19 protein-coding genes are annotated in these 22,490 nt (G+C 47.2%); 12 read left to right on the forward strand and 7 right to left on the reverse strand.

Annotated features, from left to right (window positions below; all coding sequences use genetic code 11):
- Nucleotides 1–53 precede the first annotated feature (53 nt).
- From ACLSU7_RS13995 to ACLSU7_RS14005, 3 genes are read left to right on the forward strand one after another with little or no spacing between them, the layout of a single operon-like run.
- Complete coding sequence (locus tag ACLSU7_RS13995) at nt 54–1,079, forward strand: chorismate-binding protein (RefSeq protein ID WP_413292513.1); 1,026 nt, start codon at nt 54–56, stop codon at nt 1,077–1,079.
- Nucleotides 1,076–2,647 (forward strand): 2-succinyl-5-enolpyruvyl-6-hydroxy-3-cyclohexene-1-carboxylic-acid synthase, encoded by a 1,572-nt coding sequence (gene menD, locus ACLSU7_RS14000; protein ID WP_413292514.1) that lies wholly within the window; start codon nt 1,076–1,078, stop codon nt 2,645–2,647. The genes ACLSU7_RS13995 and menD overlap by 4 nt, the downstream gene beginning before the upstream one ends.
- A 50-nt stretch (nt 2,648–2,697) precedes the next feature.
- Nucleotides 2,698–3,396, forward strand: a complete 699-nt coding sequence (locus ACLSU7_RS14005) for an alpha/beta fold hydrolase (RefSeq protein ID WP_413292515.1) — start codon at nt 2,698–2,700, stop codon at nt 3,394–3,396.
- On the opposite strand, the gene ACLSU7_RS14010 is transcribed toward ACLSU7_RS14005, so the two are convergent.
- From ACLSU7_RS14010 to add, 5 genes are all read right to left on the reverse strand, one after another.
- A complete protein-coding gene (locus tag ACLSU7_RS14010) occupies nt 3,379–4,191 on the reverse strand; it encodes a S1 family peptidase (protein WP_413292516.1) in 813 nt (270 codons plus the stop codon). The genes ACLSU7_RS14005 and ACLSU7_RS14010 overlap by 18 nt on opposite strands.
- 2 nt (nt 4,192–4,193) lie before the next feature.
- A complete protein-coding gene (locus tag ACLSU7_RS14015; RefSeq protein WP_413292517.1) occupies nt 4,194–5,063 on the reverse strand; it encodes a S1 family peptidase in 870 nt (289 codons plus the stop codon).
- 233 nt (nt 5,064–5,296) lie between these two features.
- Nucleotides 5,297–6,259, reverse strand: a complete 963-nt coding sequence (gene pip, locus ACLSU7_RS14020; RefSeq protein WP_413292518.1) for a prolyl aminopeptidase — start codon at nt 6,257–6,259, stop codon at nt 5,297–5,299.
- A 13-nt stretch (nt 6,260–6,272) separates the two neighbouring features.
- Nucleotides 6,273–6,875 (reverse strand): DUF6624 domain-containing protein, encoded by a 603-nt coding sequence (locus tag ACLSU7_RS14025; RefSeq protein ID WP_413292519.1) that lies wholly within the window; start codon nt 6,873–6,875, stop codon nt 6,273–6,275.
- Nucleotides 6,875–7,897, reverse strand: a complete 1,023-nt coding sequence (add, locus tag ACLSU7_RS14030) for an adenosine deaminase (protein WP_413292520.1) — start codon at nt 7,895–7,897, stop codon at nt 6,875–6,877. Before add ends, ACLSU7_RS14025 begins: the two co-directional genes overlap by 1 nt.
- Before the next feature lie 36 nt (nt 7,898–7,933).
- Here add and ACLSU7_RS14035 point away from each other — a divergent pair, with 36 nt between their 5' ends.
- The 5 genes from ACLSU7_RS14035 (at nt 7,934) to ACLSU7_RS14055 (ending at nt 14,145) form a co-directional block, all read left to right on the forward strand.
- Nucleotides 7,934–9,940 carry a transketolase C-terminal domain-containing protein gene (locus tag ACLSU7_RS14035; RefSeq protein ID WP_413292521.1) on the forward strand — a complete coding sequence of 669 codons (2,007 nt, stop codon included), beginning with the start codon at nt 7,934–7,936 and terminating at the stop codon, nt 9,938–9,940.
- Nucleotides 9,941–10,154: 214 nt separating this feature from the next.
- Nucleotides 10,155–12,398, forward strand: coding sequence for a hypothetical protein (locus ACLSU7_RS14040; protein WP_413292522.1), 2,244 nt, complete (start codon nt 10,155–10,157; stop codon nt 12,396–12,398).
- A complete protein-coding gene (locus ACLSU7_RS14045) occupies nt 12,328–13,089 on the forward strand; it encodes a hypothetical protein (protein WP_413292523.1) in 762 nt (253 codons plus the stop codon). The genes ACLSU7_RS14040 and ACLSU7_RS14045 overlap by 71 nt, the downstream gene beginning before the upstream one ends.
- Before the next feature lie 167 nt (nt 13,090–13,256).
- Nucleotides 13,257–13,697, forward strand: a complete 441-nt coding sequence (gene gloA, locus ACLSU7_RS14050) for a lactoylglutathione lyase (protein WP_413295423.1) — start codon at nt 13,257–13,259, stop codon at nt 13,695–13,697.
- A 190-nt stretch (nt 13,698–13,887) separates the two neighbouring features.
- Nucleotides 13,888–14,145 (forward strand): hypothetical protein, encoded by a 258-nt coding sequence (locus ACLSU7_RS14055; protein WP_413292524.1) that lies wholly within the window; start codon nt 13,888–13,890, stop codon nt 14,143–14,145.
- 109 nt (nt 14,146–14,254) lie between these two features.
- Here the strand turns inward: ACLSU7_RS14055 and ACLSU7_RS14060 are convergent, their stop codons facing one another.
- Nucleotides 14,255–14,737 (reverse strand): chemotaxis protein CheW, encoded by a 483-nt coding sequence (locus tag ACLSU7_RS14060; RefSeq protein WP_088615692.1) that lies wholly within the window; start codon nt 14,735–14,737, stop codon nt 14,255–14,257.
- Nucleotides 14,738–14,983: 246 nt separating this feature from the next.
- Here ACLSU7_RS14060 and ACLSU7_RS14065 point away from each other — a divergent pair, with 246 nt between their 5' ends.
- The 4 genes from ACLSU7_RS14065 to ACLSU7_RS14080 all read left to right on the forward strand — a co-directional run bounded on the left by ACLSU7_RS14065 (nt 14,984) and on the right by ACLSU7_RS14080 (nt 21,273).
- The gene (locus ACLSU7_RS14065) at nt 14,984–17,140 is read left to right on the forward strand and encodes a chemotaxis protein CheA (RefSeq protein WP_413292525.1); all 2,157 of its coding nucleotides are present in this window, start codon (nt 14,984–14,986) and stop codon (nt 17,138–17,140) included.
- Nucleotides 17,137–18,006: a CheR family methyltransferase gene (locus ACLSU7_RS14070; RefSeq protein ID WP_413292526.1), complete on the forward strand. Its 870-nt coding sequence runs from the start codon at nt 17,137–17,139 to the stop codon at nt 18,004–18,006. The genes ACLSU7_RS14065 and ACLSU7_RS14070 overlap by 4 nt, the downstream gene beginning before the upstream one ends.
- A gap of 9 nt (nt 18,007–18,015) precedes the next feature.
- Nucleotides 18,016–19,077, forward strand: coding sequence for a protein-glutamate methylesterase/protein-glutamine glutaminase (locus ACLSU7_RS14075; protein WP_413292528.1), 1,062 nt, complete (start codon nt 18,016–18,018; stop codon nt 19,075–19,077).
- Nucleotides 19,078–19,173: 96 nt separating this feature from the next.
- Entirely contained in the window at nt 19,174–21,273 is a 2,100-nt protein-coding gene (locus ACLSU7_RS14080; RefSeq protein ID WP_413292529.1) for a response regulator, read from the forward strand.
- Here the strand turns inward: ACLSU7_RS14080 and ACLSU7_RS14085 are convergent.
- Nucleotides 21,270–22,457 carry a CCA tRNA nucleotidyltransferase gene (locus ACLSU7_RS14085; RefSeq protein WP_413292530.1) on the reverse strand — a complete coding sequence of 396 codons (1,188 nt, stop codon included), beginning with the start codon at nt 22,455–22,457 and terminating at the stop codon, nt 21,270–21,272. The genes ACLSU7_RS14080 and ACLSU7_RS14085 overlap by 4 nt on opposite strands.
- Between the last annotated feature and the right edge of the window lie 33 nt (nt 22,458–22,490).

Raw genomic sequence — 22,490 nt, forward strand, 5'->3', positions numbered from 1 at the left:
AACATAGCATATCGCCTCTAGGCATTACAAACTTTTTGGACTCGGGGGCCCTCTTGCGCCATAAGGGGCAGTGGACTCTCATTGAGGGTCCTTTTAGCCCTGTAAAATCTGCCAATAGTGCAGAGATTTCAGTGTTTTGCCCGGATTTCTATGAGCAGGAATCACACCCGTTGTGGTGGGGAACTGCCCAAAACACTTTGAGCACCCAAGAACTCCGATCCCTTCTTGAAAACTATCTGACCGCAAACCCGCGTCCCGAAGGGCCCCTAAGTAAGGCCCAGTGGAGTGAACCGGCAGAGTCCGACTTCCAAAAAGACCTCGAAGTGATTCAGGGAAAGATCGCAAAAAATGAAATTCAAAAAGCGGTTCCGGTGATCTTTGCGCGCGCATCGCAAACCGTGACAGCCGCAGAACGTGCGCAGCTGATTTTGAATTTGTTGTCGGCACCCGAGACTTTGTACGTCTTTGGTTTTTGGCAAAAGAGTCAAGGCATCTTGGGAGCGACTCCCGAAACACTTTTCAGCTACGAACATGGCCTTTTGCAAACGATGGCGCTTGCAGGCACTTGCCCTAAGAGCGACAAAGCTGAGCGCCAATCATTGTTGCTTGATGAAAAAGAAATGCAAGAGCATCATCTGGTGGTTGAAGATCTCTCTCAGCGCTTAAAGCTTTGGGGAGATGTGCAAAGCCAGGGTCCGATGATTTTGGAATTGCCCACTTTGTATCACTTGAAAACTGATTTTCAGGTGAAGTGCAACGAACGACCTGACTTCCGCCAACTGGTGATGGAGCTTCATCCGACCCCCGCATTGGGAGTCGCACCGCGTGCCGCTGGTTACGAGTGGATGAAGGCTCTGCCAGGTCAGGAAGGTCGCCGTGGTTACGGAGCACCGTTTGCGTTTTTCGGCGCAGAGGAGGCTCTGTGTCTTGTGGCGATTCGGAATTTGCAGTGGAGTTCGAACGAATCTATGATTGGTTCTGGTTGCGGCATCGTGGCGGCTAGTGAATTTTCCAGAGAGTGGCGGGAACTCTTTCAAAAACGCCTGTCAGTAAGAAAGATTTTGGGGCTTAACGTATGACAAACATGGAATTGGCGGCAAAAGTTATTCAGGAGCTGGTGGACACCGGCGTTCGCGAATTCATTCTTTGTGCTGGAGCCCGCAACAGTCCGCTGGTTCACATCCTGGACGAAAACAAAAGCCTGAAGGTTTATTCTTTCTTTGAGGAGCGCTCTGCCGCTTTCTTTGCCTTAGGCAGAATTGCTGGTTACCGTCGTCCGGTCGCTATTTTCACAACTTCAGGAACGGCGGTTGCAGAACTTTTGCCGGCAGCCGTTGAAGGCACTTATTCTTCTTTACCTTTGATCATGATCACGGCGGATCGTCCGAAACGTTATCGCGGCTCAGGTGCTCCGCAAACGATTGAACAGGTCGGAATTTTTTCTTACTACAACGAAGTCGCATTGGATATCGATGCGGAAAATTCGCATTTGTCTTTCAAAAGTTTATCGTGGAAAAAACCAATTCACGTGAATGTTTGTTTCGAAGAGCCGTTGATTGATGGACCAGTTCCGCAAATCAAAGTGCCAGCAACTTCGGAGAGAACAAAACTTCCTGGTCAATTACCAATGGGTATGTTGAAACAGCTTGAAGATTTCTTAAACACGCACAAACCTTTGGTGCTGGTGGGAATTTTACCAGAAAAGGCTTACGGCACTGTTTTGGATTTTTTAAAACAGTACAAAGCTCCGGTGTACGCCGAAGGGATTTCCAGTCTGCGTGGACATCCTGATTTAAAAGATCTGCAAATTCGCTCGGGCGAGCAAATGATCCACAAACTTTTAAAGTCCGGAACCTGCGACTCCATTCTGCGTATTGGAGGGATTCCCACCGTTCGTCTGTGGCGGGATCTGGAAGACCGTTACCGCGAGCTTCCGGTATTTTCAGTGGGTTTTAATCACTACACAGGCCTGAGCCGTCCTGTGAGCCATTGTCCGTCGTTGGATCTATTAAGTCAGGTGGAGTTCACCTCCGTGCACAGGGAGAACTATCAGATCGCAATGGAAGATGAATCCCGCACTCAACAAATGAAGTCCCTCCTGGAGAAATATCCAAAGTCCGAACAGGGGATGATTTATGCGGCCTCCAAACATATGAAGGGTCACTCGGTTTATCTTGGAAACTCTTTGCCGATTCGCGAATGGGATTCCTGTGCGGATTTGGACAGCTCTCCATTGCGAGTGGCTGCAAATCGTGGAGCAAATGGTATAGACGGACAGATCTCGACTTTCCTCGGTTGGGCACACACCGACACACCGAACTGGTGTCTGGTCGGGGATTTAACGGCGATGTATGATCTTTCGGCACTTTGGGCAACTTCTCAGTTAGAAGCGCAGAAATTACGAGTAGTTGTGATCAACAATGGTGGTGGCCAAATCTTCTCACGGATGTTCAAGAAAGAGATTTTCGTGAATAAGCATGAAATTTCATTCGAATCGTGGGCAAAAATGTGGAATTGGTCGTATCAAAAGTGGCATACTGTTCCTACGAGTTTAGAACTGGATAATCTTCAAGTGATTGAGATGGTCCCTGATTGGAATGAAACCCAGCAGTTTTGGAAGGAAATAGAGACCCTTTGGAAAGAGTGAACCTTTTTCTTTTACACGGATTCTTAGGCAGACCCTCGGATTGGGAAGCGGTGAAAGCTTCTCTTCCTCCGGTTTCGAATCTGCGTATCTATACTCCAGATTATTTCAAAGACGAAGAACTCAACTCGGTTCATGGCTTTGATCAGTGGGCAGAAAATTTTAACGACTGGGTTTATGACGAAACCAAAAACACCGGTCGCAATGTGATTGTCGGTTACTCCTTGGGTGGCCGTTTGGCTCTGCAGGCTCTTGCCCAAAATCCCACTCAATGGTTCAAAGCTTTACTGATCTCCACTAATCCTGGCTTTAATGATAATTTGCGACATTTTGATCCAAGCTCCGAACAGCGCCGTCAGCGCTGGTTAAGTGATTCCTATTGGGCTGAAGAGTTCTTGAAAGCTCCTTGGGATATGGTCATGAGAAACTGGAACGCGCAGCCCGTCTTTGGTGGCGGCAGTGAGCCGGTTCGTTTGGAAAAAGATTATAACCGCGAATTCCTAAGTCTTGCCCTGACTCGTTGGTCCTTGGCGGAGCAACAGAATATGCGCAATATCCTCAGCGCCCTCAGACAAAAAGTGATGTGGATGGTCGGAGAGAAAGACGAGAAGTTCGTCTCGATGTCGCAGAATATGCATCATGAATTGGGATTGGATTTTGATATCGCACCGGATGCTTCTCATCGGGTGCTGTTTGATCGTCCTCGCGAAGTGGCCGAGAAAATCAAACAGATCCTACAGCAGCTGTCCTGATTGAGCATTGATCCACGGTTTATAAAACTTCACATCCATAAACATCGAGTGCTCTTTGCACAAGTCATATACTGAATCTTTCGGTTTGTACCAAAGCACTGCTGAAGTCACACCGACCAGATAATACTGACCGTTGGATTTAATAAACGCGGGACCACCGGAATCGCCATAGCAAATGCCACGGCCATCTTGTTGGCTGACTTCAAAAGCTTTCCCGTTTGCTGACTTGGTTTGAATTTTTAAAGTCACCTTACGCAGTCGACCCGAGCCGCTGTCTGACGGGGAGACATTACGAACACCTTTTACTCTGCCATAGCCAACGGCGACGATCTCGGATTTTACTTTAGCGAATATTTTTGCGTTTGCGAGGGGAGCGGGTTCAAAGCCATCCGGCAAACCCCCAGAAAAAGAAATCAAACCAACGTCATTTCGTTCCGCACTCAGATCGGATTTATAACCCCCATGGGTGACGGCGCCATTGCTTGTTCGAACTTGCATAGTGCCTTTAGAGCGATCCAAGCCGAAGCCGAGAACCAAGGTTTCAGAAGTATTTTTGATACAATGAGCAGCTGTTAAAATCAGATTTTCTGAAATGATCGTGCCTGTGCAATAGGAAGAATCTGTTTTACTGTAAATAAAAACCAGATGCTTAGAAATGGAATCCACACGGGAGACGGCGCTGCCGCCGACGATTTCTTCGGTCACTTCATCGACATCGGAATCAGCGGCATGATTTTCAGGTTGGCAGGCATTCAGCAATAACAGACTCAGCAAAAGTGAGATGCATTTTTTCATAATTATTTTGCTGCCGCTGCTTCTTCTTTAAGTTTTGCCGCCGCCAGGTTCAGCCACTCTCTAAAGAAAGGCACGCTGGCATAAATTGAATTCGTCGAGCAATCCGTCAAACTGTTGTTAGCGGAGCGATTCGCCACTCCCCACAGATACAGTTTATGATTTTTTACGATGAACGCCGGTCCGCCGGAATCGCCATGGCAAGTGTTACCAGATTGCGGAGCGACTTCGACTTCGGAGCTTGAATAACGGCTGTTTTTAATTTTGGAAGTGGCTTGTCTTAAAGTCCCTGCGCCTTCCATCTTGATTTCCACACAGCCTTGCAAACGTACCGAGTCCTTACAACTGACTTGACCATCCTGGATGGCACCAATCAAATCCGGGAATGTATTTACATCAATGGGTTTCGTTGTGACTTTATTTACGCCAAAACCAGCGATCAAAATTTGCTGATTATTGGTGATGTCTTCCTCTGAAGCTAAGGCAGTGATCGCCGAGTAGCCTTGAGGAGTCGCGCCTGAATATTGAAGAAGGGCGATGTCGCCGGTGTCCGTTTCTAAATGTGTTTCAGCACCCCACCAAGCAGGAATTGCGGTGCGGTTGACCGCGCGAATGGCGGTGATGGTATTGCCCGTGGGGCTGATCACGTTATCGAAAATAACTGAAATGCTAAGACTGCCGTTCGTATCATAAACACAGTGAGCAGCAGTTAGAACCAAGTTGTTTTTTAAAAGAGTTCCACTGCAAATTTCCACATCACCTGTTAGTTTGTTTTGAATCAAAACGCCGACAACGCTTTGGGAAGTCAGATCACGATTGGTGACGACATCACCACCGATGATTGCAGAGTCTGTTTTCTTTTTGGAGAGTGGCATCTTTAGCGCCTGTGAGCAGGCACTTAAAGTGCAAAGTGCTAGGAATAAGAAACAGCGGTTTAAAGACCCCAATTTTCCCCCAGGAATGGCACCATCAAATAAATGATGCGTTGAGCCATATAACCTGATGTTCACGGAATTTGAAAGATCAAATTAGGGGCGGGAAACAATTTCCCGGCACCGGAGGTTGTAAAATCTGCACGATCTTACCACCTCCCACCGGTTAAAACGAATTAAAGCGTTCTACAAGCGTCTGTGGCTTCGATCAGGGCGGAACGGGTGCCAGGTTCGGCCGCCGCATGACCCGAATCGGGGATGATTTGGAATTTGGCTTCCGGCCAAGCTTTGTGAAGTTCCCACGCTGAAGTTGCTGGGCAGACCACATCGTAACGACCTTGAACAATCCATGCTGGAATACCGCGGATTTTATTTACGTTTTCCAAAATCCAGTTGTTGGTTTCAAAGAACGCATTGTTTGTGAAGTAATGGCACTCGATACGTGCAAAGCTTAATGCAGAATCGGGATCATCGAACTCTTCGATTGCGTGAGCATCAATATACAAACGAGAAGTTGCGGCTTCCCATTTGCTCCACGCTTTGGCAGCTTCCAAACGCACGTCACGATTTTCATGAGTCAGGCGTTTATAATATGCCGTCACCATGTCGTGGCGTTCGTTTTGAGGAATCACTTTCAGATATTCATCCCATACGTCAGGGAAAATTTGCGATGCACCTTCTTGATAAAACCATTTAATCTCAGAAGGACGGCACAAAAAGATTCCGCGCAGAACCAAGGCTTTCACGCGTTCAGGATGTTTTATCGCGTAAGTCAAAGCCAGCGTAGAACCCCAGCTCCCGCCAAAGACGACCCATTTATCGATTTTCAAATGTTCGCGAATTCGTTCTGTGTCTGCGACCAGATCCCACGTCGTATTTTCACGAAGTTCAGCACAAGGAGTGGATTGGCCCGAACCGCGTTGATCGAACAAGATAATGCGATAAGTTTTTGGATCAAAGAAACGACGGTGATCAGGAGCCACACCGCCACCGGGTCCACCGTGCAAGAACACGATCGGTTTACCTGCGGGATTACCAACTTCTTCAAAGTAAAGATTATGAATATCAGATACTTTTAAAAAGCCTTTGTTATAGGGCTCAATCGGTGGATAAAAATCGCGAAGTGTTTGTTTTTCCATATCACATCCTTTTCTAGGGCACAGCGACTGTACGCCATCCTACTTTTAGAGTCCACGCCACATATTCTTCGTGACGCTTCTTGGGATCAGCCGGATGAAAATCTCCATCCAAGGGCGTGATCACCAGGCTTTCCAGAGGAGGTAAATCCATTTCGGCGCGGCGTGCGTTCAATTTGCTTTCATCTTCCACATCAGTGACGCGCAATATTCCGTTATCATCCCAGTCCGCATTTGTGCCGTAGATTTGTTTTCGTCCTTCATAGAAACGAATGCGATCCACGAGGCGTGCGACATAGTCTTTCGGAACTTCTCCGGTTTTGGCTAAGTCCACTGTCACCGCCTCCATCGAGCGCATGAACTCGGGCCAACTGATGGCGTGCAAAATCAATCGCATCGTATCGATGGCGGCATCTTTTCCAACTTTCGCGATCGTGGGAAAACCGTGTTCTTCAATCAAGGTTTTCAAATGTTGTGCATGTTTTAAGTGAACTTTCTCCATCGCAGGGGAGTAGCCTTGAAAGAGTTCCCCGGTTGAAGCCAGAACCTCACGAACTGCTGTGTCTTCTCTCATCATGTGCTGGATGTCTTCACCGATGGCTTTCCAGTCAGTGGCCATTAGAAAAAATCCTTTCTGAATTTTTCTTTTTCTGTTTTCGGAATGAAACTTGCCTCGAAGGCAATCTGATTGCAGCGCTTGAAATCTTCCGCTGTGAAAGAATGCACGCGATGAAGAACTTCATAGTCATCACTTAGATTTGTCGCAAAAATTCCAGGATCATCTGAATTTACCGTCACTAAAACGCCTGCGTTTAACAGCTGACGAATAGGGTGTTCCTCGTAAGTTTTAAATGACTGAGTCAGATAGTTACTGATGGGGCAAATTTCCAAGGGAATTTTACGATCGCGAATAAAGTTTAAAATGTCAGGATTGCGCACGATCTGAATGCCATGACCGATACGTTCCGCGCCCAGAATTTCCACGGAATCTTTCACCCAGCTGGCGGCTAGATCGTTCGGCGTCTCACCCGAGTGAACGGTGATACGCAGGCCCGCTTTCTTCGCTTTTTGGAAAAGTGGAGCAAATACTTTCGGATCAAAGCCTTCTTCGTTGTCAGCCAAGTCCAGAGCGATAAAGCTGTCTTTGTGGTCTATCGCGAAATCCACAACTTTTTCCGCAACTGCAACGGGTTTTACTCGTTGCACGATGCAGATCAATCCCACCGCGATGGCGAATTTCTGTTGCGCCATCTTGATGCCATTATTCAATGCCTGATGGATCTTTTCAAAAGTCAGGGAGCTGTGGCCTTCTGCGATAAAAGTCGGCGCGTAACGCAGCTCCAACAGGCGAATGCCGTCATTATAAGCATCTTCGCAGGCCTCATAAGCAATACGAGTCAGGATTTCTTCGCTGGCGAGGACTTTCTGGGCGTTAAGGAACTTGTTCAACACGCTTCCCAGATCATTCATGGGCTCGGTAATCAAAAATTGCTCTTTTTGCTGCTGCGAAGTCGGCGCCAGTGTGATGCCAACTTGAGGTGCCAATTCGACCAAAGTACTCCAACGCACTGAGCAGTCTAAGTGACGATGAAGTTCTACTTTTAAAAGATCGCGAATGTTGTGTGCATAGAGCTTTTGCATTTGATGTTCCTCTGCGCTGGAAGTAGAACATATTCTATGACTGAACCTATTCAAATCAAATCAAAATTGGCTGGCAACCCGACTCAAGAACCTCAATTCAAAAGCTTTGTTAAAAGCAAAGACGGCAGATCCATTCCGGTGGCTGATCCTCGCTCGACGCGTGCGCTTGTGTCCTTGATGGACATGAATGCAGTGCTTGGCGGCGCGGCTTCGCACTACGGCGGCCCTGCAGCTTTCGCAGAGTTGATGTCCGCATTGCACGGTCTTGTTTTTGATCAGGCTCAAAAAGAAAATAAGCCTTGGTATGATTTGTTCCACGTTGTGAACGACGCCGGTCACTGCGAAAACGGTTTGTATGCTTTGAAAGCAAACTACCAGACAGCAGGTTTGAATTTGAACAGTCTTAAAAAATTCCGTTCGATCGAATCAGGTTTAACTGGTCACGGTGAAGTTCACTGTTTCCCTGAGGGGGTTTTCGTTTCTAACGGTCCGTTGGGATCTGCTCTTCCACAAACTCAAGGGTTGGCAATGGGCGAGGCTTTGTCTGGTAAAAACCGTGTGACGATCACGGCGATTTCTGACGGTGCCAGCATGGAGGGTGAAGCACGCGAAGCTTTTGCAGCGATCCCGGGCCTTGCCGCTCACGGTAAGATGGGTCCTTTCGTGATGGTTATCAGCGATAACAACACGAAACTTTCTGGTCGTATTGATAATGAATCTTTCTCCATGTCTCACACATTTGCTTCATTGAAAACATTGGGTTGGGATGTGATCTCATTGCCTGAAGGCAATGACTTGCAAAAGTGCTACGACGCGATTTCAACGGCTGTTGAAAAAGCCAAAGCAAATCCTAAAGTGCCAGTTGCTATCCACGCGAAAACGGTAAAAGGGATTGGAACTAAGAAAACGGCAGAGTCCGCTTCGGGCGCTCACGGTTTCCCATTGAAAAGTCCTTCAGAACTTCCAGCGTTCTTGTCTGAAATCTATAACGGCGAGGCGTTGCCAGCTGTGTTCAACACTTGGATCGAAGAATTGAACAAGTGGGAAGCAGACATCAAAGCCAACGCAGTTAAAGACTCGGGCGAAAAAATTCAAAACGGTGTATCTTCTGCTTTGATCCGTGCTCGCAAAGCTGGTTTTCCAGTATTGAGCGTAACTTCAGATCTTCCGGGTTCAACAGGTGTTGCTGGATTCAGAAAAGAATTCCCAGCGGATTCTTTCGACGTAGGTGTTGCGGAATCCAACATGGTTTCTGCAGCGGCAGGTCTTTCTAAATTGGGTTACATCCCAGTTGTGGATACTTTTGCTCAGTTCGGTGTAACTAAGGGTGCCTTGCCAATCACGATGGGTGCTTTATCTGAAGCTCCAGTGATCGCGGTATTCTCTCACACAGGATTCCAAGACGCGGCTGACGGTGCTTCCCACCAAGCTTTATCTTACATGGCGATGGTTTCTTCGATCCCTCACGTGGATGTTTATTCTTTGTCTTGCAGTGAAGAAGCAGACAGCATCGTTTACTCTGTGATCGAAAAATTTGCGAATGATCGCAAAGCTGGAAAAGTTCCTAACAGCGCCATCTTCTTCTTGGGTCGCGAAAACTTCCCTAAGACTTACGTTGCTGGCACTAAATACGATTTGAATAAAGCACAAGTATTGGCTGATACAACAGCCGGTAAAGCGAAAACAGTGACAATCGCAACAACAGGTTCTTTGGTTCTTCAAGCTTTGGAAGCTTCTAAAACTTTGGAAGCTCAAGGTATCGGTTCAGTGGTTGTAAACGTGGTGAAAGTAAATCACCCAGATGTTGAAACGATGAAATCTGCATTGGCAAAAACAGGCGGTCGCTTGGTGACTGTTGAAGATCACCAATTGATCGGTGGTTTTGGTCAAATGCTTTGTCATTCATTGTTGCAGGCACAAGTTGAATTCAAAGTGAAGTCTTTGGGCGTAAACGGCGAATTCGGCCAAAGCTCTTACACAGCCCTTGATCTATACAAGAAGCATAAAGTTGATGCTTCTGCGATCGTGGCTGCTGCAAAATAGATCACTGTTCTTGAATTAAATTTTGATGCATTTGTGAAGGGAAGCGAAAGCTTCCCTTTTCTCATTCAAAGACGACAACGTACTGTGCTCTCCGTTTCCCTGACCGTCGCCTGAAACGTTTACAGCTGTCAACGATCTCAGAGCGCGAGTCTGCCTTTCACCTCATTAAATAAATTAGAATTTAACGAGTGTCGAAATGCAGATGGGATGTGTTGTGGGTCATATTTTTGTCGTCTCGTTGATCTTTTTTATGTTTTCGGCCTCTCAGGCCGCAACAGTGACGGTGACTTCAGGAACTAAAAGTCCCAGTGATTTTACGGCCTCGGACGATGTTGTTATCAACGGAAACGTTTCTTTTAGTTCCGGGACCTATAACATCAATTCTTTGACTATTAATACTACGCGCACATTGACGGCATTAAGTGATGTGTCGGCTGGAACGGGCGTTATTATTAATGCAACAACTTCTGTCACTGTCACCGGAACTTTTTCTGCAAATCTTCAAGGATATGGTTCTGTCGCGGGAAATACATTTGGTGGTCCGGGTTTGCCATCAGTGAATGGTATGGGTGCCGCCCACGGAGGATTGGGTGGCAGAAACAAGGTACTGGCTGGTTACATGGCGTTGGTCTATGGAAACGCACTAGAACCCATGTCTCTGGGATCTTCAGGAGTAAATACCACTGGGTTTCCTGGTGGAGGCGCCATCAAAATTAAATCTCCAGCGCTTTCTTTGACTGGAACAATCTCTGCGATTGGAAGTCAGGGTTACGGCTCCCCTGGAGGAAGTTCTGGTGGAAGTATTTTTTTGGATGTGGATTCGATCACGGGGTCTGGAACTTTAAATGTTTCGGGTGGTGGCGCGAATGGCGGAGACGGAGCGGGTGGGGGCAGAATTGGTATTCTCTCGAATACTTTGTTTTCGGGCACCGTCGACGTCAGCGGTGGGAATGGTGCAGGTGTTGACGGCGATCCGGGCACTTTTATTTTTCGTTATAAGTCTTCACCGAATGATATTTATTGCAACAAAAGCATCGCTTCAAGTTCATCTGGGATTATGTTGGCAAGTGATCTGCCCTCGACTTTGAATAATTTAAATTTGAGTAGCAATTGCCGCGTGGCTATTTACGGTGACGTTTTTGCTGGTGGAAATATTTCTGTGACCGGCGGAGCGACTTTGGCTGTCGTGGGAAATCGCACGACGGGAATTGGCTCAACCTTAGCCGCCAACAATATCACCGTCGATGCGGCCTCGGAGATAACTGCCTCGGGTCGGGGATTCGGTTCAGACGGACCGGGCAGTGGTATTATGCAGTATCCTGGAGCCAGTCACGGCGGAGCCGGAGGATTGGGAGATAGTGGCAGCAGTACTTCGCCCTCGCAGGCAATCTATGGCAATGCTTATCAACCGGTGCAATTGGGATCCGGAGGATATACTGAAACTTATGGCGGAGGAGCCATCCGAATTTTGGTGGTCGGGCAATTGCAACTCAATGGTGCAATCACCGCAGATGGAACATCTTCATCGTCCGGTGGAAATGGGGGCGCATCGGGTGGAAGCTTGCTAATCTATTCAGGCAGCTTTATTGGGAGTGGTGCGGTCTCTGTCAATGGAGGCAACGGCTCGGGCTATAGTAGTAGCGGCGGCGGGGGCGGAGGCGGAGGTCGCATTGCTTTTCTGATTGCCGGGACAAATTCTTTTACAGGAACCATGATCGCCACCGGTGGAGCGAGTGGTGTCGGTAGCAGTGGACCCAACAACGCGACAGCGGGTGCTAACGGCACGATTGTGAATTTCTCGCCAGGAGTGGCAACCAAGCTTGCCGTCACCACGCAGCCTTCGACCTATGCACGTAAAGACGTCAGCTTTTCGGGCCAACCTGTTTTTGCAGCAGTGGATGCCAACGGATACATGGTCCCAACTTACAGCACCGCGATCACTGTCGCAGTTTATTCGAATGCAACTTGCACCACGGCAGCCTCTGGAACTTTACAAGGGACTTTTCAAAACGTCGCCGGTCTTGGAATGGGCCGGGGTGTGGATCTTCGTTATGACACACTGGGGACCGTGTACATCAAAGCCAGTTCAGGAAGCCTTACTTCAGTTTGTACATCCAAAATCATGGTGGGCTCGGTTGGGACAAAATTGGTGTTAACCACTCAGCCCTCAACCACTGCCACCGCTGGCTGGGATTTTGGAAGAATTCCTAAGGTCGCGGTTCAAGATGCCAGCGGATCTGGATTATGTGTATTCAGGAGGAGTTGCCGTTTCTGCTTACTCCGATGCAACCTGTACAACGACGATTCCAGATGGGAGTCCTCCGACGGCAGGAACTTTATTTTCTGGCCCTTCTTCTCAAACGGATGGAGTGACGACCTGGGACTATTTGTCTTATTCACTGGCAACGACAGTCTATTTAAAGTTTTCAGGAAGTGGTTTAACCAGCGTTTGCAGTAATGCCGTCGTGATATCTGCTGACGCCGTCGATAACATTGTCTATATAACGCAACCACCTTCCACCGCCACAGTGGGACAACTGTTTTCAGCTCAACCCGTTCTTGCAGCCAGGGACTGGATGGGAAATCCTGAGACGTTGTCAGGCGCAGTCACGTTTACTACATTCACCGGATCGACATGTTCCTCGGGATCTACGACAGGTCTTTCTGTGAATGCCACGACGATGTCTGCGGGTGTGGCGACAACTTCCGGAATGAGCTTTTCATCTGCCAAAGCCATTTACATTAAAGCGACCGTGGGAGGCTTTACCGTTTGCTCCACAAAAGTGACCGTGTCGGCGCCAGTGGCAACCAAGTTGGTTTTTATCATCCAACCTGCAAGACAGGTTTTTGGAGGCGTGGTTTTTTCAACTCAGCCGCAAATCGCAGCGCAAGACAGTTCAAATGCGACAGCGACAACCTATGTGACGGCCATTGCATTGAAGGCTTATAAAGATGCCACTTGCACGACACTGGCTTCCGGCAACCTAACACCCACAAGTGTTACGCCCTCAAGTGGTGTTGCGAATGTGACGGCATTAAAATACAGCGGATACGGACCCATTTATATTGGTGCCAGCTCCGGTGCCTTGACGGCAGCCTGTTCGAATCTTGTGCAAGCAAATGCACCTGGATTTTTTCGCGGATTCTAAGCAGACCTTAACTTGGGGGATGGTGCGATCAGACTTGGTTTCAGGGGCCACATACGATAGCAAAACGGTTTCATCTGCTTACAAGGAGATTGCACTTGAGCGAAACCATTCCTGGTCTTTGTCTAAACCCCGATTCTGAAACCAAAAAATACGTTTTCAATCACACCATGATTCGTGTGAAGGATCCGAAAGCGTCTTTGGATTTTTACACTCGTATTTTGGGTATGAAGCTGGTTCGCAAACTTGATTTCGCTGAATGGAAATTTTCTTTATTCTTTTTGGCGTACGTCCCGGAAGGCACAAACGTTCCAACTGAAAACGAAGCCAATGCTAAGTACACATTTGGTCGTGAAGCGGTTTTAGAGCTGACTCACAACTGGGGTACTGAGGAGCAAGAATCAACTCCGTACCATAATGGCAACTCAGAGCCTCGCGGCTTCGGTCACATCTGCGTGACGGTTCCCGATATCAAGGTCGCTTGCGAACGTTTTGATAAGCTCAATGTGAATTATCAGAAGCGCTTAGGGGAGGGCGGAATGAAAAACATCGCCTTCATCAAAGATCCTGATAACTATTGGATCGAGATTGTTCAAGCAGGTTTGCTTTAGTCGCTTCCTTGTAGGTATTTAACAAATGTTAAAGTTTGGAGTGAAAAATGAATACATTCTTCTGTTTTTACTCTGACACTCGTGAATTTTTTGGATGCATCGGCGAATTACACCTTATTAAATTGGAGTTTTTCGCTCTCATCCGGTAGGTTCCGGTCAAAATAATCAACTCATTCCATTAGGAGTCTCAATGAAAGCACTTATCGGCGCATTGGTTTTGGCAGGTCTTTTCACAACTCAAGCAAACGCAGCTTCTTGCGGTCAAATGATCGAAGCTAAATCTGAAGCGAAAGCAACTATCGCTTACTTGAACTCTAAAATCAAAGATGCTCGCAATGCAGACGTGATTGCTGAGCTTGTAGATCAAAGATCTGCATTGGTTCAAAAAATCCAAATCTTGGATTCTAAAATCAACGATCTTTGCAAAGGTGACGACTACAACGACTAATCGTTGTTACTCGAACGACAAAATAAAAAAAGGCACTGACAAAATCAGTGCCTTTTTTATTTGAATGAGCATCTGAAGCACTGCACCCCTAAAAGGGACGGCGTACCTCTTAAGCAGCTTCAGAGAACTGAGCCATTTGACCCATTTGATCTGAAGAGAATGCCGCCACGATATCAACAAGGATAACAACTCTGTTATCAACTTTACCCATACCGCGAACGAAGTGCATAGAGCTTTGGTTGCCAAGAACCGGAGACGGTTCGATTTGGTTGTCCTGAAGATCCACAACTTCTTTTACTGAATCCACGATCATGCCTACCTGACCGATTTCAGTGTCGATCACGATGATGCATGTGTCGCGAGTTTTATCTTGAGCATCCATTCCGAATTTTACGCGAAGATTTACAACTGGAATGATTTTTCCACGCAAATTCATGACACCCTTAACGTATTCAGGCGTGCGTGGAACCGGAGTGATTTCACCAAACTGGTTGATCTCGCGAACTGTTTCGATCGCGACACCATATTGCTCTGACATCAATTGGAAAGTCAGATACTGACCAGCTTTTGCTTTCGTAGACATTTCACTCATAAATAGGCCTTTCAATGTAATTGGACCCCATACTATTCGTAGAAATCTCAAGGGAACTTAAGGGGATGTTAAAAATAATTGTTAATTCGGATTTTCGCGCCCTTATGAGACGGCTTTCAACCGACTCCAGGACCTATGACTAAATCGATGAATCCACCCGCGGCTCTGGTCCTTTGTAATAGAAGCTAATGTTCTAAGTTGCCGATAACTCTAGTGATTAGAAATACACAGTCCCTGGAGAAATAAATGAGCGGCGATAATGCATTCTTTGAAGAACTGCAGATGGATTTCCTTAATGAGTCCTTGTTCATGTTCGAACAATACGACGAATCCATGATGAAATTAGAAAACAGTGATGATCCTGCGAAAGATCTGACGGATATTTTCCGTGTGGCTCACTCGGTAAAAGGTGGCGCCGCCGCAGTGGGATTGACGGATCTTGCAAAGTTCGCCCACGTTGCCGAAGACCTTTTGGATCTTCTTCGTTCCAAGCCAGAGCTGGTGAATTCGAATGTGATCTCTTTGTTGTTGCAAGCAGGTGACGAGTTGAAAAATCGCATTTCCTCTTTGCAACAAGGCCAAGGTGGCCCATGGGATCCATCTGAACTTGTAAAGCAACTGGTGGCGGTGACGGAAAGCCTTTCCGGTAAAAAATCTTCTCACACGAAAGCAGCAGAGGCAGCAGCCGCAGCGGCTCCAGCTCCCGTGGCAGCAGCAACAGCTGACGAACCAAAGATGGCAGTACCTGATGATTTCTTTGAGCATGTGGATGCCGCAGCGGCAAATTGCCCTGTACCAGAAGCAAAACCAAATATGGAACCGGCAGACGATGTGGTGAACCATGATCTTTTGGCAGAGTTGCTGGCGCAATTGTCTCCAGAAGACCAAGCAGAGTTCCATGCGAAAGAAGCCGCAGAAGCTGCTGAAAAAGAATTGATCCGTGAACTTGAAAACGCAGCGATTGAAATTCCTGCAGAGGCTTCCGCTTCTGAAGTGGTGGCTGTGGAAGCTGCTCCTGCTGTGGCCGCGGGCCCTGCGGTATCTCCGGCAGCGACGGCGTCACCAGCGCCCGTGACAGAAGCTCCGAAATTGAAAGTTGTTTCTGAAGCCAAACCGGCTGCATCAGAAAATGGTGGCGGCGGTGGCGGTAACAAAACTCCAGCGAAAAATGCTAACAGCACTATCAAAGTGGATACGGGTCGTGTGGATTCCGTGTTGGATGCTGTGGGTGAGTTGGTTGTATTGAAAAATCAGTTGGTACACGACGACACTGTTCGCAGTGGTGAAAATCTTCGTTTGGAAGCCATCGTTGACCAGTTGGATAAAGCCGTGCGTGAGCTGTATGAAAAAACATTAAGCATCCGCATGACGCCTTTGAAATCCATGTTCATCAAAATTCAACGTATCGTGCGTGACGTGTCTTTGACTTTGGATAAACCGGTTGATCTGCAATTGATTGGTGAAGAGACAGAGGTTGAAAGAACGGTGTTCGAACTATTGGGTGACCCTTTGGTTCACTTGGTTCGTAACTCGATGGACCACGGCGTGGAAAAACGTGAAGTACGTCAAGAGCGTGGTAAGCCTGTCACTGCGAAAGTGACAGTTTCTGCAAAACAAAATGGTGGTAACGTCGTTATCGAAATTATCGATGACGGTGGGGGTATCAACCGTGAAAAAGTTTTGGCGAAAGCTATTGAAAAAGGTTTCGTACCTAAGGGCCAAGACCCGGCAACGATTCCCGATGAACAAGTTTTCCAATATATTTTCTATCCGGGTTTCTCGACGGCTGACAAAATTTCTGACCTTTCCGGTCGTGGTGTAGGTTTGGACGTGGTGAAATCAAATCTTGATAAGATTAACGGTAAGATCAACATCATGTCTAAATCAGGCGTGGGTACGACATTCCGTTTGACGATTCCACTAAGCACGGCGATCACTGACGGTATCATCGTGGCTTTGGATGGTTCTCGTTACATCCTTCCAATTCACTCGATCCGCGAGATCGTGCGTGTGCAGCCGAAGGATTACACAAATATTTCGAATGCTGGCAAAGTGGCAAACATTCGTGGTTTGTTGCTTCCAGTGATCGATGTGTCACACACGTTGGGTTCTTTGAACAGCCAGTTTGGCACCAAAGAAACAGTCGTAAAAGACACGTTGAGCGCGCGTCGTGAAGAAACGATGCTTGTGATCATCGAGTCCGTGACGGGCCAAATGGCCTTCCCCGTGGACGATGTCTTGGGTCAGGCACAAGTGGTTGTAAAACCAATCGTGACAGGCTTTGATATTCCAGAGATCGCAGGTGCTGCGATTCTGGGTGATGGTCGTACCGTACTAATTTTGGAACCAGGTTCATTATTGCAGTCCGTTTCTAAATCATCAGGAATGGCGGCAGCGGCATGAGTGCATTAAAAAAGTCGGAAGCAGTCAGTGCTCTGTATGAGTTTGAAGATATACAGCTCACAGAGAAGATGTTCGCAAAGTTCGCCAAGCACATGTATGACTTGGCGGGTGTGGATTTGCCGTTTTCTCCTAAAAATCATGCTTTGATCAGAAACCGTATTGTGAAGCTTTTACGCCGTCATGGTTTGAAATCTTACGAACAGTACTGGGATATGGTTGAGCACGGAAATCATGAGATCACATCCGAGTTCATTTCTGCTTTGACGACAAACATGACGTCCTTTTACCGCGAAGGGAATCACTTTGATTTCCTGGCGCAGCAGTTGCCGGAGCTTTATAAAAAGTTTGGCGCTGACATCCGTATGTGGTGTGCAGCAGCCAGTACGGGTCAAGAGCCGTACACGATCGCTATGACTGCTCACGAAGTAATGCAACAGATTCCTGGCATGAAGGCACGCCTGCTTGCGACGGATATCGACTTGCAAGTTTTGAAAAAAGGCTCCATCGGTGCCTATGAAGATCGCGAGATGCAGGGGCTTCCGCCAGCACAGCGTTTGAAATATTTTGAAAAAGTTAAAAAGAATGAAACCGAATATTGGAGAGCAAAAGACAATATTCATGACATGGTCCGCTTTGCGCAATTCAATTTGATGAGTCCTAAGTATGAATTTCAGCATAAGTTCCATGTGATTTTTTGTCGCAACGTTTTGATCTACTTCGATGAAGAAACGACAAAAAAAGTGATCGACAGCCTGACTTCGTGTCTGGCTCCGGGTGGATACCTGATTTTGGGACATTCCGAATCAGGAAATATTAAACACTCTCATTTGAAACCGCTATCACGCGCAGTTTATCAAAAACTGTAAGAAGGAAATATGGGTCAAAAAATCAAAGTTCTCATCGTTGATGACTCCGCAGTGATTCGTAAGTTGCTAGAGAAAATTTTCTCTTCGGCGCCGGATATCGAAGTGGTTGGTACTGCTTCGGATCCGTACATTGCCCGTGATAAACTGGTTCAGTTAAAACCAGATGTCATGACTTTGGATGTGGAGATGCCTCGTATGGATGGCATCAGCTTTCTGGAAAAAGTCATGCAGCACTTTCCAACTCGAACAGTTATCTTTTCCAGTCTGGCGAAAACAGGTTCTGAAACATATCTTCGGGCTCTTGAAGCGGGCGCTATTGAAATCATGGAAAAGCCGTCCATCGACGTTTCGCAAACCCTCGAGGTTTTAGGACGCGAGATCATCGAAAAAGTTCGTGTGGTTGCACGCGCTCGTATTCAATCCAGAACGAAAATGTCGACTCCGACGACTCCCGTGGCAAAAGTGGATCGTACGTCACTTGCGCGCACAACCCATCAAATGATCGCGGTGGCTTCAAGCACGGGTGGTACTGAGGCTTTAAAAGTTTTCCTTTCCGGCATGCCAGCGAATATTCCTGGAACAGTGGTGGTTCAGCATATGCCTCCTGGTTTCACGAAATCCTTTGCGGATAATTTGAATGCCATGTTCCCTTTTGAAGTTAAAGAAGCTCAAGAAGGTGATCAGGTCGTACCAGGCCGTGTGTTGATTGCTCCGGGTAACTATCATATGGAAATCACTCGTAGCGGTGCCTTTTACTATATCAAGCTTCATCAAAACGCTCCTATGCACAGTGTGCGCCCTGCTGCCGATTACCTTATGAAATCGGTCGCGAAATACGCAGGTAAAAATGCGATGGGTGTTGTACTCACGGGTATGGGGAAAGATGGCGCTGAAGGTCTTTTAGAAATGAAAAATTCGGGTGCATATACGGTCGCGCAAAACGAAGAAACTTGCGTGGTTTATGGCATGCCAGCCGCCGCTGTCGCTTTGGGCGCAGCAGATAAAGTCATGGCATTGGATAAAATTGCCGGTGAACTGTTAAGGCAGCTTGATCTAAGAGAAGCCGCCTAAATTACAGTTGCTTTATGGAACGTGTAAAACGGGGAAAGTTCAGACTTTCCCTGTTTTATTTTTAGCGTCTATGGAATATTACCAACTCGCACGTATATGAAAAAAAACGATCTACTCGAACTAGAAATTCGCAAGGTGGACCTTCTGTTGGGTCAAAGCTTTACTGCCATGGTAGCAGTTTTGACGACCGCCTATTTTTATACGTTTGTGGCCTGGGATGCTGTTTCTCACAAGTTCATCATCGGCTGGTTTCTAACCATCAATGTCTATGCGGCCCTGAGCCTGGGAATTGTGCCTTTCTGGCATGAGGCCAAAGATAAAATTCAAAATATCGAACAACTGAATATCTGGAAAAGAGCCAAATACTGCCTGCTTTCCGTTTCGGGGCTGAGTTGGGGGGCCATGGGGTTTATGGCTCCGTGGACGGGGACGACGGTTCAAAATCTATCGGCGATGTTGATCGCCGTGATGACCGCAGGCGGAATGATAATTTACGTTTCCAACCGCACGGCCATGCTTTGTGTGGTGGGACCCACGATAGTCGGTTGGGCTCTGGGTTACCTGGTTTCGGGGCAGCCTCACACGTACTTGGTTGGGGTGATCATGTTGATCTACCTGGCGTTGGTCATCGTTTTGGGGCGCTCTTTGAATCGTTCGATTATGACTTTGTTCAGTGTCGATAAAATTTTACTCCGCAGTGAAGAGCGTGTGCGTATGGCCATGGCGTCGTCAGAGGCGATGACGTGGGATTGGGATATTCAGGAAGACATGATTTACCGCGAGGGAAATCTGCAGCTCTTGCCGGAACAAGCTTTGTTAAAAGATATTCTGCGCTCGAATTTTCATGAAAATCGCGAACTGGATTTTGAATTTTTGCTGGCGAGTGAAAATGGAGGAGCCCGTTCTTTGGCATTTCGTGGAAAAGTCGAGCGTTGCGAGGCCGGCAATGTCATGCGCACTTCAGGTATCGTATGGGACGTAACAATCAAGCGTAATCAGGATTTCCTTCTGAGAGAAAGGGATCTGCACGAGGCAGCGAACGAAGCTAAATCAGTTTTGTTAGCAAATGCCAGTCACGAAATTCGCACGCCACTGGCAGCGATTCTGGGTTTTTCAGAGGCGATGCTCGCCAACCCGAATTTGGACGAGGCCGCTTATAAAGATATTCATTCGATCCAAAGGCAGGGGAAGTTCATGACCTCTTTGGTGAATGATCTTTTGGATCTTTCAAAAATCGAGAGTAAAAAACTTTTCCTGCAAAAAGCACCGATGAGTCCGGTTCAAGAGATTGAGGATTCAGTTTCAGTGATTCGCACGGTGATTGATTCCCGCCATCGTCTGACACTGAAGTACATGACTCTCTTGCCGGATGAAATTCAAATGGATTCGGTGCGTTTCCGTCAGGTTTTAATTAATCTTTTGTCTAATGCCGTGAAATTCACTCCCCAAGGGGAGGTTCAGGTTCTGGTGTCTTTTGGAATGGATACCGAGAATCAAGGAACTTTGCGCATTCGGGTGACGGACTCTGGTATCGGTATGAATGTGCAGACCCAAATGAATCTGTTTCAGCCTTTCATGCGTGGCGAGAGCCGCGAAGTTCAAAAAGTTGTGGGCTCGGGGTTAGGACTTGCCTTGTCTCAACGACTGGCACGTCTGTCGGGCGGGGACCTGTGTTTGATTGAGTCAGTCGAGGGTAAAGGAAGTATCTTTGAATACTCCATCAGTGTTGGATCGGTCACGCCATTAAAATTGGTAGAGGCTCACCAGGCCAATCGCTTGGTGCTGGAGCGCAACCTGCCACAGAATAAAAATTCTGAATATCTGAAGGATCGCCGCATTTTGGTCGTCGATGATTCGGAAGACCTGCGCAATCTGATGCATCGTTATCTGCTTCGCCACGGAGCCAGGGTGGACATTTGTGACAGTGGCGCAGAAGCCATTTCTTACGCGGTGACAGCTGAAGGTTATGATTTGATTTTGATGGATATAAAAATGCCAGGTATGTCCGGGCATGAGGCAGCGAGAGAGTTGCGCGCGCGTGGATATTTAAAACCGATTGTCGCCTTGACAGCGCAAGCCAGTGCCGAAGGTCAAAAGGAATGTTTGAAGTCAGGCTTTGACGGATATTTGAGTAAACCGATTGATATGTCGATGTTGGAAGAAGTGCTGGCGAAAACACTTCTGGCGCGTAATTAGTGGGTGGGCGTAACTTTGCCACCCGTGAATTTTTCCAACTGCTGCATCCAGTAGTGAATTTCGGAAGCTGACAAAGAGAAATCCATCATCGAAAGCTTCATCGCCAATCCAAAGGCTTCATTCAATACGAAAGCCATCTGACGACGTTCGCCCTTGCGGGAATAGTTTTCGATTTTCTTAAGGCCCGTCATCAAATGCAAAGCTTTAAAGAAAACGGCGGCTTCCTGTTTAAAGATGCCCATTTCCTCACGCATGAAATAAGCCAATTTTGGATCATCCAGAATCTCTTCCTGATTCCATTGGCCTTCACCATATTGGGCTTTCATAAACGCAAACATCACACCCGCAAACAACTCCAATGGATCTTGCTTGTTAATGCCTACTTGGGTGATACGTGCCAAGTGCAATTCAAAAACTTCCATTTTCGCCGGATCCATAAAGACCGAATGCAAACCTGGAAGAATTTGTTCAAGAATATGCAAATCGAAAAGTTCCATGAACGCCAGATGGGGTTCATCCAGGCGCAGGAATTTCAGCCATTCTTCACGACGACGAGGCAGAACTGATTTTTTCAATTCAGAGCTGGTTTCAACGATCGCATGGCGCATAGTTGATTCAATCGAGAAGTGAAGTTTGTGAGAAAGTCGAATCGCACGCAAAATACGAATCGGATCTTCGATGAAGCGATCTTTGGGATCGCCAATCATACGCAAAACGCGATTTTCGATATCTTGAATGCCACCGCAGAAATCGATCAGCTTGTTATTGGCTGGATCATAGAAAACAGCGTTCGCAGTGAAATCACGGCGTTTGGCATCCTCTTCCACAGTTCCGAAATAATTATCACCCTCGATCGTTTCCTCTTCAGGAGTGGCAGCGATTTCCTCTGCACTGACATTACGACGGAAAGTAGCGACTTCGAATTGCAAATCGCCACGTTTCACCAAAACCAGTTTAAAACGGCGACCAATGACATAAGCATTGGGAACTTTTTTACGAACTTGATTGGGGTGGGCGCTGGTTGCGATGTCGAAATCTTTCGGATGAATTCCCACCATCAGATCGCGTACGCATCCGCCCACCAAATAGGTTTCAAAACCAGAATCTTGGAGGTTTTTGACAATTCTTAATGCGTAAGGATCAATCCAGTCTTCATGAAGCTGGGGCTTTTTCGAGGAACTCATTGTCGCTGAATCTACTCTCCTTCGTTCCAAAAT

Origin of the sequence: Bdellovibrio sp. HCB185ZH, from assembly GCF_047302455.1 — a bacterium.
Taxonomy (GTDB): domain Bacteria; phylum Bdellovibrionota; class Bdellovibrionia; order Bdellovibrionales; family Bdellovibrionaceae; genus Bdellovibrio.